This window comes from Mycobacterium sp., from assembly GCF_049683935.1.
Lineage (GTDB): Bacteria > Actinomycetota > Actinomycetes > Mycobacteriales > Mycobacteriaceae > Mycobacterium.
This window is the reverse complement of the sequence record NZ_JBAUJR010000074.1, coordinates 1-13,994: the sequence shown is the minus strand read 5'-3', so window position 1 is coordinate 13,994 and position 13,994 is coordinate 1. Positions and strand designations below refer to the sequence as shown.

Genomic DNA, 13,994 nt, shown 5'->3' with positions numbered 1-13,994 from the left:
CCGCAACACCACATCGGTCGAGGCCAGCCGGCGGTGCAGTACCGCGCCTGCGAGAGACTCGCCGCAGCCGGCACAGCGGTCCCGGTAGGCGTACACATCGTCGCCCACACGGCAGGCGAGCACCGTCATCCCTGCGACCTGGAACCCGCCGACTTCACCGGGGACCAGCTCGGCCAGGGCGGGGACTGGATGCCACGCCGCCGGTGCATGCCGACCCGCGTGCAGATGATTCAGCAGCGACGCCGCCGGAATCACCGCGGCCTCGGGCTGCTCCTCGTGCGCGACGACTTCGATGGACATGATCTCGGGCGCGGCGGCCCGCACCGCGTCCTCGACGGCCAATTCCAATGTGACCGCCGACGACGGACAGCTCTTGCAGCTGCCGGAGAACCGCAGACGCACGGTGTAGTTTTCCGGTTCCCCGGTGACCTCGAGCAAGTGCACGTCGCCGCCGTGCGACCCGAGGTAGGGCCGCACGGAGTCCAACGCGTCGGTGATGCGGCGTTCCACGGGATGTGGGTGCAGGCCGTGCACCAGAAGCAGACTGGCGATCAGGTCGTCGGCGACGAGTTCGTCGGCTATCGCGGGGGTCGCCCGAACCGCGAGCCCCATCAGCCTTTCCATACCGGCGCCGTAGAGGTCGGTGATTTCGCGGACCAGTTGCTCGGCGCGGTCGCGCGCGGCGGCGCCGTCCGACGATGTCGCGTCGAGCAGCGCCTGTATCCGATCGCCCGCCGTGCGCCATTGCGCATCTGCTGCGGATTCGTCCGGGTGTGACGATCCAGACGGGCCCATCCGCTATTCCCCGGTGACCGACTGAGTGGGGGAGTGCAGCAGATCCAGGCTCTTACCCTCACCCAGATACATGTGCACCCCGCACGGCAGGCAGGGGTCGAAACTGCGGACCGTCCGCATGATGTCGATGCCCTTGAAGTTCTCCCTGCTGTTCTCCTCGAAGATGGGTTGACCCTGGACTGCGTCCTCGTAAGGGCCGGGCGTGCCGTAACTGTCGCGTGGATTCGCATTCCACGGCGTCGGTGGGTACGGGTGGTAGTTCGCGATCTTGCCGTCGCGGATCACCATGTGGTGCGACAGCACCCCGCGCACCGCCTCGGTGAACCCGCAGCCGATGCCCTCGTCGGGTACCTCGAACTTCTCCCACGTCTTGGTGCGGCCGGCCCGGATTTCGACCAACGCCTTCTCGGCGAAGTGCAGCGCGCAGGCCGCGGCGTAGGCCTGGAAGTAGGTGCGAGCACGGTTGCGCTCGAGGGTGTTGCTCCCGTACTGCGGGATCTTCCACTCCAATTCAACCGGTCCCTTCAGCGCGGTCTTCGGCAGGTTGATCTGCACGCTGTGACCGGTCGACTTCACGTAGCCGATGTCGACGAGGCCGGCCAGCGCGGTGGACCACAGCCGCGCCAGCGGTCCGCCACCGGTGTCGAGTGCCAGATGGTCGGTACCGTCGAACCAGCGCGGCGACATCACCCAGCTGTAGTTGTCGTCGAAGTCGCGCTTCTGCGGCTTGGGGTTGGTGTGCTGGTTCCACGGGTGCCGCCGATCCACCGGGTTTCCGAGCGGGTCGGTCTTGACGAACATCTCCTGATCTTCCCAGTCGTCGTAATACGAACTGCCCAAAAGGATCCGGATGCCGAGGTTGATGTCCACCAGCGACGTGGTGACGAGCTTGCCGTCGACCACCACGCCCGGCGTGACGAACATCTTGCGGCCCCAGTTCTCCATGTCCTTGTAGGCGAAGTTGCAGTGCTCGGGGTCCTGGAACGATCCCCAGCAGCCGAGCAGTGTGCGTCGCAGACCCACCTGGTCATAACCGGGGAGCGCCTCGTAGAAGAAGTCGAAGAGGTCGTCGTGCATGGGCACGACCTTCTTCATGAACTCGACGTAGCGCATCAGCCGGGTGATGTAGTCGGTCATCAACTGAATCGTCGCCGTGGTACCCACGCCGCCCGGGTAGAGCGTCGAGGGGTGTACATGCCTGCCTTCCATGAGGCAGAACATCTCTCGTGTCCACCGGCTGACCTGCAACGCCTCACGGTAGAAGTCGCCGGTGAACGGGTTGAGCGCGCGCATGATCTCGGCGATGGTCCGGTACCCGTGCTCGCCGGCGTGGGCGGCCTGGGTGTTCTCCGCCTTGGCCAGCACACTCGGGTTGGTTTCGGAGACCATCTTCTCGCAGTAGTCGACCCCGACCAAGTTCTCCTGAAAGATGTTGTGGTCGAACATGTATTCCGCGGCCTCGCCGAGGTTGACGATCCACTCGGCGATGTGTGGCGGCTGCACGCCGTACGCCATGTTCTGGGCGTAACACGAGCAGGTGGCGTGGTTGTCGCCGCAGATCCCGCAGATTCGACTGGTGATGAAGTGGGCGTCGCGGGGATCCTTGCCCTTCATGAAGATGGAATAGCCGCGGAAGATCGACGAGGTGCTGTGACACTCGACGACCTCGCGATTCTCGAAATCGATCTTGGTGTAGATGCCCAGGCTGCCCACGATCCGGGTGATGGGATCCCACGCCATCTCCACCAGTTGTCCGGGATCGCGCTTCGCATGGGACGGCTCGGGAATGATCGTTGTTGACATCGACTTCTACTTCTTTCGTCTTGAGGCGCTGCACCAGAGGATCTTTCGACTCCCGGGGGAGTCGCGGAGCGCACGAAGCAGCCCGCACCTACCAGGTACGGGTCGCTCCGGTTTCGAGTGTGCGCCCTGGATGTCGCCACTTGGGCTCTTTGTCGACGGTCTTTCCGGTGACGTGGCGCAGGCTGCGGATGACGGAGCCGTACAGACCTGAGGCGGCGGTGGACACCTTGCCGCCCGGCGGTTCGTCCATGAAGGGCATGAACTTGTCGGGGAACCCGGGCATGGTGCAGCCGATGCAGATGCCGCCCACGTTCGGGCAGCCGCCGATGCCGTTGATCCAGCCGCGTTTGGGCACGTTGCACTTGACCACCGGACCCCAGCAACCAAGCTTCACAATGCATTTCGGTGAGCCGTACTCGGTGGCGAAGTCACCCTGCTCGTAGTAACCGGCCCGGTCACATCCCTCGTGAACGGTCTGGCCGAACAACCATTGCGGCCGTAGCGCGTCGTCCAGCGGAATCATCGGTGCCTGGTCGGTCGCCATGTAGAGCAGGTAGGTCAGAGTCTCTGCCATGTTGTCCGGATGTGCCGGGCATCCCGGCACGCAGACGATCGGGATACCGGCCTTGCTCTTCCATTCCCATCCGAGATAGTCCGGAACCCCCATGGCGCCGGTCGGATTACCCGCCATCGCATGGATTCCGCCGTAGGTGGCGCAGGTACCGACCGCCACGATCGCGGTCGCCTTGGGTGCGAGCCGGTCGAGCCACTCGCTGGTGGTCATCGGCTGCCCGGTTGCGGGGTCGTTTCCGAAACCGCACCAGTACCCGTCCTCGTGGAGCTGTTCGTTGGGGATGGATCCCTCGACGACCAACACGAACGGTTCCAGTTCGCCTCTGTCTGCTTTGAAGAACCATTCGAGGAAGTCGTCGGCACCTCCATTGGGCCCGCACTCGAAATCGATGAGGGGCCAATGGACGGCGATCTTGGGCAGACCGGGAAGAGCGCCCAAGGCGATCTCCTCGATGCTCGGTTGGGTGGCGGCAGTCAACGCCACGGAATCGCCGTCGCAACTCAATCCGGCGTTGATCCACAGCACGTGGATCAAGGCCTCTTCTGCTTTGACTGCCGCCTCTGTCGGCATGGTCACAGCTTTCCGGGCTCTGGGCTGCAGAGCCCTGCACCAATGGAGTCGACCGTCGGCCCACTTGCGCGGCGCTAACTTTGAGGTCTACTCCGGCAACCTTGACTTGTCAACGGATCTCATGACATCTAGCAACTGCGGGGCTGTCCTGCCAGCCGTCCCAACCAGTCGTACCAATCGGAGACGCCGTCACCGGTGGACGCCGACAACGGCAGGATGGTGACGTCAGCGTTGACCGCCCGTGCCCACGCGGTGCACGCGTCGAGGTCGAAGTCCACGTAGGGCAGCAGGTCGGTCTTGTTGACGACGACCAGCCCCGCCGCGGCAAACATGTGGGGGTATTTCAGCGGCTTGTCGGCGCCCTCGGTCACCGAGATCACCACGACTTTGCTGTTCTCGCCGAGGTCGAACATGGCCGGACAGACCAGATTGCCGACGTTCTCGATGAACAGCAGCGATCCCGGTTCGGGATCGAGCGTCTCGAGGGCGCGGCGCACCATCTCGGCGTCGAGATGGCAGCCCGCCCCGGTGTTGATCTGCACGGCGCGGGCGCCGGCGTCCCGGATGCGATTCGCGTCGAGCAGCGTCTCCTGGTCTCCTTCGATGACCACGATCGGCCGTTGTTCGGCCAGGTCGCGAATGGTGCGTTCGAGGAGTGTGGTCTTCCCGGCGCCCGGCGAACTGGTCATGTTCAGCGCCAGGATGTCGCGCTCGGCCAGCCACTCGCGGTTCTCGTCGGCGATCAGGTCGTTCTTCGCGAGGACCTTCTGCTCCAGGGTGACCGTCGTGGTGTGAGTGTGCCCGTGCGGGTGGTCGTGTTCGTGCGCGTGGTCGGCATGGGGGTGATCGTGGTCGTCGTGGTCGTCGTGGTCGTCCTGGTCGTCGTGGTGAAGGCCGGCCAGCGTGATGACCGCACCGTCTTCGCCGCAGCCACAGGTTGCGCACATGCTCAACTCACTTCCATCGACAGTATCTTCATGTCCCGGCCTTCGAGCACCTCGACATCGGCACTGCCACACGGGCACAACAGGATCGGGTCGCTCAGCTCAAAACGCGCAGCGCACGTGCGGCACCGCGCGGCGCCCGGTCGGACGTCGACGTCGAGCTTTGCTCCCGCGGCAACGGTCCCTTCGGTCACCAGGTCGAAACAGAACTCCATCGCCGCGGGCACGATCGCGCACAGCGCGCCGACTTGCAGTTGGACACTGTGCACGCGCCGGCCCGCGGCGTGCTCGCACACCGTGTCGACCAGACTCTGGGTGATTGCCATTTCGTGCATCGTCGAACCGTTCTTGCAGGGTCAGCCCACGATAGGCCGGTGTCCTGTCGACGTCCACGAATCGGTGTGGCGAGCGGTGTCAGGCGTGGTCCGACAGGACGGCCGGCACCACCCGTCGCAGGAAGTCGATCTGGTCGGCCTTGACCCGGGGGTCGTGGTAGATGTCGAAGTGGTCGTACGGATAGCGGCGGAGTTCGCCACGCGGTGCCCGGTGCGCCGCCTTGATCGTCGAACCCGGCGGTGTGGTGGTGTCGGTCTCACACACGCAGACCAGCAGCGGCATGCGGATTTCCGACGTCTTCCGCCCGGGGCGGTAGAACGGGAACCGCAGCATCAGCCGAGCCGCAAAAGTATTGTGCCACAGGGATTCCGGGCCGACGATCGCTTTGAAGCCGGCGTCGGCGCCAGGTGATGTCATCGCGGCGACGGTGCCCGGGGCGCCGACGACGGGTACCAGGCGGGGTGGACGTCCGCGCCAGGAGTCCAGTTGGTCCCGGAGTCCGGCCAGGGTGAGCACCGCTGCGGTCCTGAGCGGGACCTCGCGCAGTGCGGGCACGGAGTCGGTGAACGGTGCCTGGGAGATCACCGCCGCGAGGCGCGGATCCTGCGCCGCGACGGCGAGCACGTGGCCGCCGCTGAAGGAGGATCCCCACAGCACGATCTGATCCGGATCGACGCCATCGAGTCGGCGCGCCCAGGCGATGACCGCGCGGTAGTCCTGTTGTTGGCGGCCGATGTCGAGCAACTGCCGTGGCCGGCCTGTCGAGGCGCCGAAGTGCCGGTAGTCGAACAGGACAACCACGTAGCCGGCGTCGCGGAACGCCTCGGCGTAGGCGGGCAGGCCGTCGTCGCGGGTGGCGCTGAAGCCGTGGGCCATGACGATGCAGGGCCGGTCGAGGTCGGTGGACTGCGGCCGGTAGACGTAGGCGGCGAGCTGTTCACCGTGCGACGGAATCCGGACATCCCGTGGCGTCGTCATGGTCGACAACGTAGCTCGACGGCGTGTCTACTTGTATCGAACACCTGTTCGTCTACTGTGGGGGACGTTCGACGCAGTGACTTGTCGGAGCCCTGATCTAACGTCACGGGCAACCGACCGAGAACCGGTCAACAACGACTACCGGAAGAGGTACCACCATGGCACAAGCGCCTGACCGCGAGAAGGCTCTGGAGCTGGCTCTCGCTCAGATCGAGAAGAGTCACGGCAAGGGCTCGGTGATGCGACTCGGGGACGAGGTGCGCACGCCGATCTCGGTCATCCCCACCGGATCGATCGCCCTCGACGTCGCCCTGGGCATCGGTGGGCTGCCCCGCGGCCGCGTCGTCGAGATCTACGGCCCGGAGTCCTCGGGCAAGACCACCGTCGCGCTCCACGCCGTCGCCAACGCGCAGGCTGCCGGCGGCATCGCCGCGTTCATCGACGCCGAGCACGCACTCGATCCGGACTACGCCCAGAAGTTGGGTGTCGACACCGATGCCCTTCTGGTGTCCCAGCCGGACACCGGTGAGCAGGCACTGGAGATCGCCGACATGCTGATCCGGTCCGGCGCGCTGGACATCCTGGTCATCGACTCGGTCGCCGCACTGGTCCCGCGGGCGGAGATCGAAGGCGAGATGGGTGACAGCCACGTCGGTCTGCAGGCCCGGCTGATGAGCCAGGCGCTACGCAAGCTCACCGGTGCGCTGAGCAACTCGGGCACCACGGCGATCTTCATCAACCAGCTCCGCGAGAAGATCGGGGTGATGTTCGGTTCTCCGGAAACCACCACGGGCGGAAAGGCTTTGAAGTTCTACGCCTCGGTGCGCATCGACGTGCGCCGGATCGAGACCCTCAAGGACGGTACCGACGCGGTGGGCAACCGGACCCGGGCCAAAATCGTCAAGAACAAGGTGGCACCGCCGTTCAAGCAGGCCGAGTTCGACATTCTCTACGGCAAGGGCATCTCCAAGGAGGGTTCGCTCATCGACATGGGCGTCGAGCATGGCTTCATCCGCAAGTCCGGCTCCTGGTTCACCTACGAGGGTGAGCAACTGGGTCAGGGCAAGGAGAATGCCCGCAACTTCATGATCGAGAACGCCGAGATCGCCGCCGAGGTCGAGAAGAAGATCAAGGAGAAGCTCGGCATCGGCGCCGTGCTGACCGACGATGTGATCGATGACGCACTTCCCGCCCCCGTCGACTTCTAGCCCCTCGGACTCGACCGGCGAGCCTGCCACGCGTGCGGAGCAGGCGCGGGCGTTGTGCCTGCGTCTGCTCACCGCGCGGGCACGAACCCGTGCGGAGCTGGAGGGCCAGCTCGCCAAACGGGGCTACGCCGACGACGTGAGCGCAGCCGTGTTGGATCGTCTGGTCGACGTGGGGCTGATCGACGACCGTGACTTCGCCGAGCAGTGGGTGCGTTCCAGGCACGCCAACGCCGGAAAGAGCAAGCGGGCCTTGATCTCCGAGCTTCGCACCAAGGGTGTCGACAACGAGGTGATCACCACCGCGCTGGCCGGCATCGATGCGGGAGCCGAACGGGCACGGGCCGAGCAACTGGTCCGGGACAAGCTGCGCCGCGAAAAGCTCGGCGATGCGTCCGACAGGGATGCGCAGAACAAGGTTGCCCGTCGGCTCGTCGGGATGCTGGCTCGTCGCGGATACGGCCAGAGCATGGCTCTGGACGTCGTGACCGCGGAGATGGCCAACGAGAGGGAGCGCCGAAAGGTGTAGCAGCGCTACCCGGCGTGTGACCGGCGCGTCCCGATCAGGTCTGAGGTCAGGCTGTGGGTGAGCAGATGTCTCACCGCGATCACGGTCACGGTGCCGGCGATCGTCGCCCACGAGAGGTCGACGCTCAACCGGAGCAATCCCGCCGCGACGAACAGGTCCACCATCACCCGCAGCGCGAGCAAAGGTTGGCGGAACGTGGCCAGCGCGGTGACACCGAGCAGGATCGCGGCAAGAGCAACACACCACGACGCGCCGACTACGATGCTCATGGCGTCTGTGGCGGTCCGGAGGACTGGCGTGGCGATTTCGCCATCTCGATCTCGTGCTGCTCTTGAGCGATCTCGCGGTTGAGGAAGTAGTTCAGGATGGTTCGGATGGCCGCGATCGCCGCCAGCTTGCCGATCTCCTCGAACGACGGTGAGATCGCCGTCCGCAACACGTCGGCGGCAAGCTGAAACTCAAGACCTAGCACCAGGAACCGGGCCAGCGACAAACGAACCGCAGAGAACTGGTTGATGTCGCGCTGCACCAGCGCAATGGCGAACTTCACCATCGCGACGATGGCCCCGATCATGATCACGATGGCGCCGCAGCCTTCGATGAGCCGCACCATGAGGTCGACCATGTCGCGCAACGCCCACTCGGGCAGGATCTCGAGGGCGTGAGAGGTATGGGTCATCTTGAGGTTCCGACGATCCCACGCGATGGTCACTCGACCTTCGCGCCGGGCGCCCCCTCCTGTTCAACTGCGTCGGGTTCCAGCGGGGCGCCCCCGCGCCGCGCCCTTCGCATGCGCTTTTCGAGCCTGGTCGCGAACCACGACAATGTGAAGTTGACGCTGATCATCAGCAGTGCGATGACGATCAAAGCCGGAATGTAGTTGCCGTATGACGCACCGACGACGGTGCCCTGTCGCACCATCTCGACGAACGTGATCTGGTAGCCGATCGCCGTGTCCTTGAGCACCACCACCAGTTGGGAGATCAGCACCGGCAGCATCGACGTGACCGCCTGGGGGAGCAGGATCGCGCGCATCGTCTGCCCCGACGTCAGCCCCAGCGCCGATGCGGCCTCGCCCTGCCCGCGCGGCAGCGCGCGCACTCCGGCCCGAACGATCTCGGCGATGACGGCACCGTTGTAGAGGGTCAGGCCGGTGATGACGCCTGCCAGGGCGAGATATTGGGACTGGAAGACGCCGTAGAAGGCGTACAGAAAGTAGGCGAAGATCATCATGATCAGCACCGGCACCGCGCGGAAGAACTCGACGAACACCGACGACGCCCAGCGGATCCCGGTGTGCTTGGACATCCGGCCGACACCGAGTAGGAAGCCCAGCACCAGTGCCAATGCGATCGACACGACAGCTGCCGTGAGCGTGCCCCGGATGCCCGGCAGAATGTAGGTGCTCCACAGATTCGCCGTCAGGAACGGCTCCCATTTCGCGGCGGTGAGTTGGCCGCTGCTGTCGAGTCGCGAATAGACGACCCATGCCACCAGCAGGACCACCACGGCGGTGATCGCGCTGATCACGTGATTGCGCACCCTGGCGCGGGGCCCCGGTGCGTCGAACAGAACCGATGCCCCGCTCATGCCTGCGACACCGCCATCCGCTTGCCCAGCCAGCCGAAGAACAATCCCAGCGGCAATGTCAGGATCACGAATCCGAACGCGAAGATGGAGCCCACCACCATCACCGCAGCGGTGTTCTCGATCATCTCCTTCATCAGCAACGCCGCCTCGGCCACTCCGATTGCCGACGCGATCGTCGTGTTCTTGGTCAGGGCGATCAACACCGAACCCATCGGGATGATGACCGCGCGAAAAGCCTGTGGCAGCAGCACAACTCCCAGGTTCTGTCCGAAGGTCAGGCCGAGGGAGCGGGCGGCCTCGGCCTGACCCAGTGGGACCGTGTTCACGCCGGATCGCACGGTCTCACACACGAAAGCCGCGGTGTAGACCGTCAGGCCGAGCAGCGCCAGCCGGAAGCCGCTGTCCTCGATGAACGTCGGCGACTGCCGACTGGCCAAGGTGATCCCCAGTGTCTGCGCCAGTCCGAATGAGCAGAACAGAATGATCAGCGTCAGTGGAGTGTTGCGCACGATGTTGACGTAGCTCGTGCCGATCCAGTTGAGCATCGGCACCGGTGCCAGCCGCATGGCGGCCAGCACCGTGCCGATCACAAGTGCACCGATCGCCGAGAACACCGTCAGCTGGATCGTCGTCCAGAACGCGGAGAAGATCTCCTCGCGGTACTCGGTGAAAACTTCCACTGGGGAACCCTTGGTTATCTAGCCGGATTCCTCAGTTGTCGAGCGGCGGCGGCGCCGGTGCGGTGATGCCCGCGGGACCGAGGTTCTTGTCGAACGCCTCTTTCCAGGCGCCGCTCTCCTCCATCTTCGTCAGCGCATCGTTGATCTGGGTGCGCATCTCGGCGTCGTCCAATTTCAGGCCGATGCCGTAACGCTCTTCGGAGAACTGCTCACCGACGATCTTGAAGTCCCCGGGGGACTGCGCGGCGTACCCGGCGAGAATGACCTCGTCTGTGGTGACGGCGTCGACCGCACCGTTGCGCAGCGCCTCGATGCACGCGGAGTAGGTGTCGTATTGCTGCAGCTGCACTCCGGGGTACTCGTCCTTGATCTTCTGCGCCGGCGTCGAGCCCGACACCGAGCACAGGATCTTGTTGTTCTCCAGCGACGCTGCCCCGGTGATGTCGGTGTTGTCCGAACTCACCAGCAGGCTCTGCCCGGTGATCAGGTACGGGCCGGCGAACGCGACCTTCTCCTTGCGGGCATCGGTGATCGAGTAGGTCGCCGCGATGAAGGAGACCTGGCCGTTCTGGATCAGGTTCTCGCGCTGCGCCGACGGTGCTTCCTTCCACTCGATCTGTTCCGGGGTGTAGCCGAGCTCACCGGCGACGTAGGTCGCCACGTCGACGTCGAAGCCGCTCATCGTGCCATCGGGGTTCTGCATCCCGAGGCCCGGCTGATCGAACTTGGTGCCGATGACGATCGAGTCGCCGTCGCCTCCACCACCACCGCCGCTGCCGCTGCCGCAGGCGACCGCGGCGAACGGGAGGGCGATCGCCAGGGCCGCAGCACCTAGGACGCGCTTGGACAGTGACTTCTGAGAAATGGGGGCCATTCTCGGTGTTTCCTTTCGCAGGGCGGTCATCGAGTAGACGTCGATGGGGTCGTCAATGGTGGAGAATCTTGCCGAGAAAGTCCTTCGCGCGGTCGGTTTTGGGATTGTCGAAGAACTCGACCGGCTCCGCGTCCTCGAGGATGGCGCCGTCGGACATGAACACCACTCGGTTTGCGGCCCGTCGTGCGAAACCCATCTCGTGGGTGACCACGAGCATCGTCATGCCCTCGGTCGCGAGCGCGACCATCACCGAGAGCACCTCGTTGATCATCTCGGGATCGAGGGCACTGGTCGGCTCGTCGAACAGCATCACCTTCGGGTCCATCGCCAGGGAGCGGGCGATCGCCACCCGCTGCTGCTGACCGCCCGACAGTTGAGCCGGGTACTTGTCGGCCTGGTTGGCGATGCCGACCCGTTCGAGCAGGCTCATCGCCTTCTCCCGCGCCGCGGCCTTGGACGACTTGCGGACCTTCATCGGCGCCAGCATCACGTTCTGGACGATTGTCTTGTGCGCGAACAGGTTGAAGGACTGGAACACCATCCCGACGTCGGACCGCAACTGCGCGAGCTTGCGGCCCTCTTCCGGCAGGACCTCACCGTCGATCGCGATGGTGCCCGAGTCGACGGTCTCCAGACGGTTGATGGTGCGACACAACGTCGACTTGCCCGAACCCGACGGTCCCAGCACGACGACGACCTGCCCCTTGGCGACTTCGAGGTTGATGTCCTTGAGCACATGGAGCTCACCGAAATGCTTGTCGACAGACTTCATCGAGATCATCGGCACGGCCGAGGCGCTCTCCATGGGCAGTGACCTTACCCAGGTAACGCCCAGCCTGCCCGCAACTCGACGATCCGCCCAGATCACCGCATGCAGAGATGGGTTCGGCGCGTCCGTAGGATGGGGGCCGTGACTTCCATGGTGGCGCCGCAGACCAGCGGGGCAGCCCTCGACCGTCGCGCACGCACCTATCAGGTCCGGACCTACGGCTGTCAGATGAATGTGCACGATTCCGAGCGGCTCTCCGGCCTGCTCGAGGCGGCGGGATATCGGCGGGCCGACGAGGGTGCGGACGCCGACGTGGTCGTGTTCAACACCTGCGCGGTGCGTGAGAACGCCGACAACAAGCTCTACGGCAACCTCAGTCATCTGGCTCCGCGCAAGCAGGCCGAGCCCGATATGCAGATCGCTGTCGGAGGATGCCTGGCGCAGAAGGACCGCGACACGGTGCTGCGCAAGGCCCCATGGGTCGACGTGGTGTTCGGCACCCACAACATCGGCTCGCTGCCGGCCCTGCTCGACCGCGCCCGCCACAATCGCGCCGCGCAGGTCGAGATCGCCGAGGCACTGCAGGAATTCCCCTCGTCACTTCCGGCCAGTCGCGAGTCGTCCTATGCCGCATGGGTTTCGATCTCTGTGGGGTGCAACAACACGTGCACGTTCTGCATCGTGCCCGCGCTCCGCGGCAAGGAGGTCGATCGTCGCCCCGGCGATGTGCTGGCCGAGATCCGGTCCCTGGTCGACCAGGGTGTTCTGGAGATCACCCTGCTCGGACAGAACGTCAACGCCTACGGCGTGTCGTTCGCCGACCGGGACCAACCGCGTGACCGTGGCGCATTCGCCAAGTTGCTGCGGGCCTGCGGCAGTGTCGACGGACTCGAACGGGTGCGCTTCACCTCGCCGCACCCCGCCGAGTTCACCGACGACGTGATCGAGGCGATGGCCGAGACTCCCAACGTGTGCCCGACGCTGCACATGCCACTGCAGTCGGGATCCGACCGCGTCCTGCGGGCGATGCGGCGCTCCTACCGCGCTGAGCGATACCTCGGGATCATCGAAAGGGTGCGCGCAGCGATCCCGCACGCCGCGATCACCACCGACCTCATCGTCGGTTTCCCGGGCGAGACGGAGGAGGATTTCCAGGCCACGTTGGACGTCGCCGCCGCAGCCCGGTTCGCTACCGCGTTCACGTTCCAGTACTCCAAGCGTCCCGGCACCCCGGCGGCGGACCTGGACGGTCAGATTTCCAAAGCCGTTGTGTCCGAGCGTTATCAGAGACTGATCGAACTCCAGGAGCGAATCTCACTCGAAGAGAACGCCGCTCAGATCGGGGGCACTGTCGAATTGTTGGTAGCCACAGGAGAGGGGCGCAAGGACGCCAGCACCGCCCGCATGTCAGGCCGGGCGCGAGACGGCCGGTTGGTGCACTTCGCCCCCGGCGGCGCCGAACAGATCCGGCCCGGTGACATCGTCGTCACCACCGTGACCGGTGCCGCCCCGCATCATCTGATCGCCGACGCCACGCTGATCGAACACCGGCGGACCCGCGCAGGCGACGCGCACGCCGCGGGCCGCAAGCCTCGCACCGGTGTCGGTTTGGGGATGCCCGGATTGGGTGCCCCCGAAGCCCGACCCGAAGCCGTGGGGTGTACCCGATGACCCCGGAATCGCGCGGCGAGTCGGAGTTCAACGACTTCAAGGGTGACCTCGAAGCAGCAGAGCGTCGAGTCGCAGGTGAGATCGACCCGGGACCCCGCGCGGTGGCCATTGCGATCTTTGTGTTCGTCCTGCTCGTGACCCTCGTGCTGCCGCACACCGGCGGTGCCAGGGGGCTGGACGTGCTGGTCGGCTCCGACGCTGCGATCAGCAACGGGATCGCATTGCCATCAAGGGTTTTCACATGGTTCGCGTTGGTCTTCAGCGTCGGCTTCTCGATCCTTGCCCTGCTGACGCGGCGCTGGGCGCTGGCGTGGATCGCGCTGGCCGGCTCGTCGGTGGCGTCGATCCTGGGTCTGCTGTCGGTGTGGTCACGCCAGACCGATCTGGAGTCGCTTCCCGGCCCCGGCATCGGGCTGATCCTGGCGTGGTTGGCGGTGATCCTGCTCGCCTACAACTGGGCCAGAGTGGTGCTCACCCGTACTGCGTTGCACCTGGCCGCCGAAGAGGATCGCCGACGGCTGGCAGCCGAGAGCCGGCAGAAGAGCGTGCTCGACAGCTTCGGGGACGACGAGCAGTCCGGACCGGAGAAATCCTGACCCGACCTCTACGGTCCGGGGTCGGTTACCTCTTCCTGCCCAGCGCGTCGGCGGCCGCGTCGGCCCACTGACGCCACTGC

Annotated in this window: 16 protein-coding genes; 4 read left to right on the top strand and 12 right to left on the bottom strand. The window is 65.3% G+C overall.

Annotated features, from left to right (window positions below):
- The 6 genes from WA965_RS04175 to WA965_RS04150 form a co-directional block, all read right to left on the bottom strand.
- Positions 1-795 (bottom strand): NifU family protein (locus tag WA965_RS04175; protein ID WP_526447119.1); only part of this gene is annotated, 795 nt, incomplete at its 3' end.
- Positions 796-798: 3 nt separating this feature from the next.
- Positions 799-2,598 (bottom strand): nickel-dependent hydrogenase large subunit, encoded by a 1,800-nt coding sequence (locus tag WA965_RS04170; protein WP_526299283.1) that lies wholly within the window; start codon positions 2,596-2,598, stop codon positions 799-801.
- Between the two features lie 88 nt (positions 2,599-2,686).
- A complete protein-coding gene (locus WA965_RS04165) occupies positions 2,687-3,742 on the bottom strand; it encodes an NADH-quinone oxidoreductase subunit B family protein (protein WP_526299285.1) in 1,056 nt (351 codons plus the stop codon).
- A gap of 128 nt (positions 3,743-3,870) precedes the next feature.
- Complete coding sequence (gene hypB, locus WA965_RS04160; RefSeq protein ID WP_526299287.1) at positions 3,871-4,689, bottom strand: hydrogenase nickel incorporation protein HypB; 819 nt, start codon at positions 4,687-4,689, stop codon at positions 3,871-3,873.
- Positions 4,690-4,691: 2 nt separating this feature from the next.
- The gene (locus tag WA965_RS04155) at positions 4,692-5,021 is read right to left on the bottom strand and encodes a hydrogenase maturation nickel metallochaperone HypA/HybF (protein WP_526299289.1); all 330 of its coding nucleotides are present in this window, start codon (positions 5,019-5,021) and stop codon (positions 4,692-4,694) included.
- A gap of 79 nt (positions 5,022-5,100) precedes the next feature.
- Positions 5,101-6,000 carry an alpha/beta hydrolase gene (locus WA965_RS04150; RefSeq protein WP_526299291.1) on the bottom strand — a complete coding sequence of 300 codons (900 nt, stop codon included), beginning with the start codon at positions 5,998-6,000 and terminating at the stop codon, positions 5,101-5,103.
- Between the two features lie 158 nt (positions 6,001-6,158).
- On the opposite strand from WA965_RS04150, the gene recA reads away from it, so the two are divergent.
- Both recA and recX read left to right on the top strand, forming a co-directional pair.
- Complete coding sequence (recA, locus tag WA965_RS04145; RefSeq protein ID WP_526299293.1) at positions 6,159-7,208, top strand: recombinase RecA; 1,050 nt, start codon at positions 6,159-6,161, stop codon at positions 7,206-7,208.
- A complete protein-coding gene (gene recX, locus WA965_RS04140; RefSeq protein ID WP_526299295.1) occupies positions 7,177-7,734 on the top strand; it encodes a recombination regulator RecX in 558 nt (185 codons plus the stop codon). Before recA ends, recX begins: the two co-directional genes overlap by 32 nt.
- A gap of 5 nt (positions 7,735-7,739) precedes the next feature.
- Here recX and WA965_RS04135 read toward each other — a convergent pair whose 3' ends face one another.
- The 6 genes from WA965_RS04135 to WA965_RS04110 are packed head-to-tail and all read right to left on the bottom strand — an operon-like array spanning position 7,740 to position 11,659.
- Positions 7,740-8,003, bottom strand: coding sequence for a hypothetical protein (locus WA965_RS04135; protein WP_526299297.1), 264 nt, complete (start codon positions 8,001-8,003; stop codon positions 7,740-7,742).
- Entirely contained in the window at positions 8,000-8,413 is a 414-nt protein-coding gene (locus WA965_RS04130; RefSeq protein WP_526299315.1) for a DUF1622 domain-containing protein, read from the bottom strand. The genes WA965_RS04135 and WA965_RS04130 overlap by 4 nt, the downstream gene beginning before the upstream one ends.
- Before the next feature lie 29 nt (positions 8,414-8,442).
- Positions 8,443-9,324, bottom strand: a complete 882-nt coding sequence (locus tag WA965_RS04125) for an amino acid ABC transporter permease (RefSeq protein ID WP_526299299.1) — start codon at positions 9,322-9,324, stop codon at positions 8,443-8,445.
- The gene (locus tag WA965_RS04120) at positions 9,321-10,004 is read right to left on the bottom strand and encodes an amino acid ABC transporter permease (protein ID WP_526299301.1); all 684 of its coding nucleotides are present in this window, start codon (positions 10,002-10,004) and stop codon (positions 9,321-9,323) included. Before WA965_RS04120 ends, WA965_RS04125 begins: the two co-directional genes overlap by 4 nt.
- Positions 10,005-10,035: 31 nt before the next feature.
- Complete coding sequence (locus tag WA965_RS04115) at positions 10,036-10,878, bottom strand: glutamate ABC transporter substrate-binding protein (protein ID WP_526299303.1); 843 nt, start codon at positions 10,876-10,878, stop codon at positions 10,036-10,038.
- Positions 10,879-10,930: 52 nt separating this feature from the next.
- Entirely contained in the window at positions 10,931-11,659 is a 729-nt protein-coding gene (locus WA965_RS04110) for an amino acid ABC transporter ATP-binding protein (RefSeq protein ID WP_526299316.1), read from the bottom strand.
- A gap of 120 nt (positions 11,660-11,779) precedes the next feature.
- Here WA965_RS04110 and miaB point away from each other — a divergent pair, with 120 nt between their 5' ends.
- Positions 11,780-13,318 (top strand): tRNA (N6-isopentenyl adenosine(37)-C2)-methylthiotransferase MiaB, encoded by a 1,539-nt coding sequence (miaB, locus tag WA965_RS04105; RefSeq protein ID WP_526299305.1) that lies wholly within the window; start codon positions 11,780-11,782, stop codon positions 13,316-13,318.
- Positions 13,315-13,914: an Rv2732c family membrane protein gene (locus tag WA965_RS04100; protein ID WP_526299307.1), complete on the top strand. Its 600-nt coding sequence runs from the start codon at positions 13,315-13,317 to the stop codon at positions 13,912-13,914. Before miaB ends, WA965_RS04100 begins: the two co-directional genes overlap by 4 nt.
- Positions 13,915-13,994 lie beyond the last annotated feature (80 nt).

Bases quoted from the DNA above. Each gene is read 5' to 3' on its own strand.
- miaB (WP_526299305.1), top strand. From the start codon at position 11,780: ATGGGGGCCGTGACTTCCATGGTGGCGCCGCAGACCAGCGGGGCAGCC.
- hypB (WP_526299287.1), bottom strand. From the start codon at position 4,689: ATGTGCGCAACCTGTGGCTGCGGCGAAGACGGTGCGGTCATCACGCTG.
- WA965_RS04155 (WP_526299289.1), bottom strand. From the start codon at position 5,021: ATGCACGAAATGGCAATCACCCAGAGTCTGGTCGACACGGTGTGCGAG.
- recA (WP_526299293.1), top strand. From the start codon at position 6,159: ATGGCACAAGCGCCTGACCGCGAGAAGGCTCTGGAGCTGGCTCTCGCT.
- WA965_RS04110 (WP_526299316.1), bottom strand. From the start codon at position 11,659: ATGATCTCGATGAAGTCTGTCGACAAGCATTTCGGTGAGCTCCATGTG.
- WA965_RS04170 (WP_526299283.1), bottom strand. From the start codon at position 2,598: ATGTCAACAACGATCATTCCCGAGCCGTCCCATGCGAAGCGCGATCCC.
- recX (WP_526299295.1), top strand. From the start codon at position 7,177: ATGACGCACTTCCCGCCCCCGTCGACTTCTAGCCCCTCGGACTCGACC.
- WA965_RS04115 (WP_526299303.1), bottom strand. From the start codon at position 10,878: ATGGCCCCCATTTCTCAGAAGTCACTGTCCAAGCGCGTCCTAGGTGCT.
- WA965_RS04165 (WP_526299285.1), bottom strand. From the start codon at position 3,742: ATGCCGACAGAGGCGGCAGTCAAAGCAGAAGAGGCCTTGATCCACGTG.
- WA965_RS04125 (WP_526299299.1), bottom strand. From the start codon at position 9,324: ATGAGCGGGGCATCGGTTCTGTTCGACGCACCGGGGCCCCGCGCCAGG.
- WA965_RS04135 (WP_526299297.1), bottom strand. From the start codon at position 8,003: ATGAGCATCGTAGTCGGCGCGTCGTGGTGTGTTGCTCTTGCCGCGATC.
- WA965_RS04150 (WP_526299291.1), bottom strand. From the start codon at position 6,000: ATGACGACGCCACGGGATGTCCGGATTCCGTCGCACGGTGAACAGCTC.
- WA965_RS04100 (WP_526299307.1), top strand. From the start codon at position 13,315: ATGACCCCGGAATCGCGCGGCGAGTCGGAGTTCAACGACTTCAAGGGT.
- WA965_RS04130 (WP_526299315.1), bottom strand. From the start codon at position 8,413: ATGACCCATACCTCTCACGCCCTCGAGATCCTGCCCGAGTGGGCGTTG.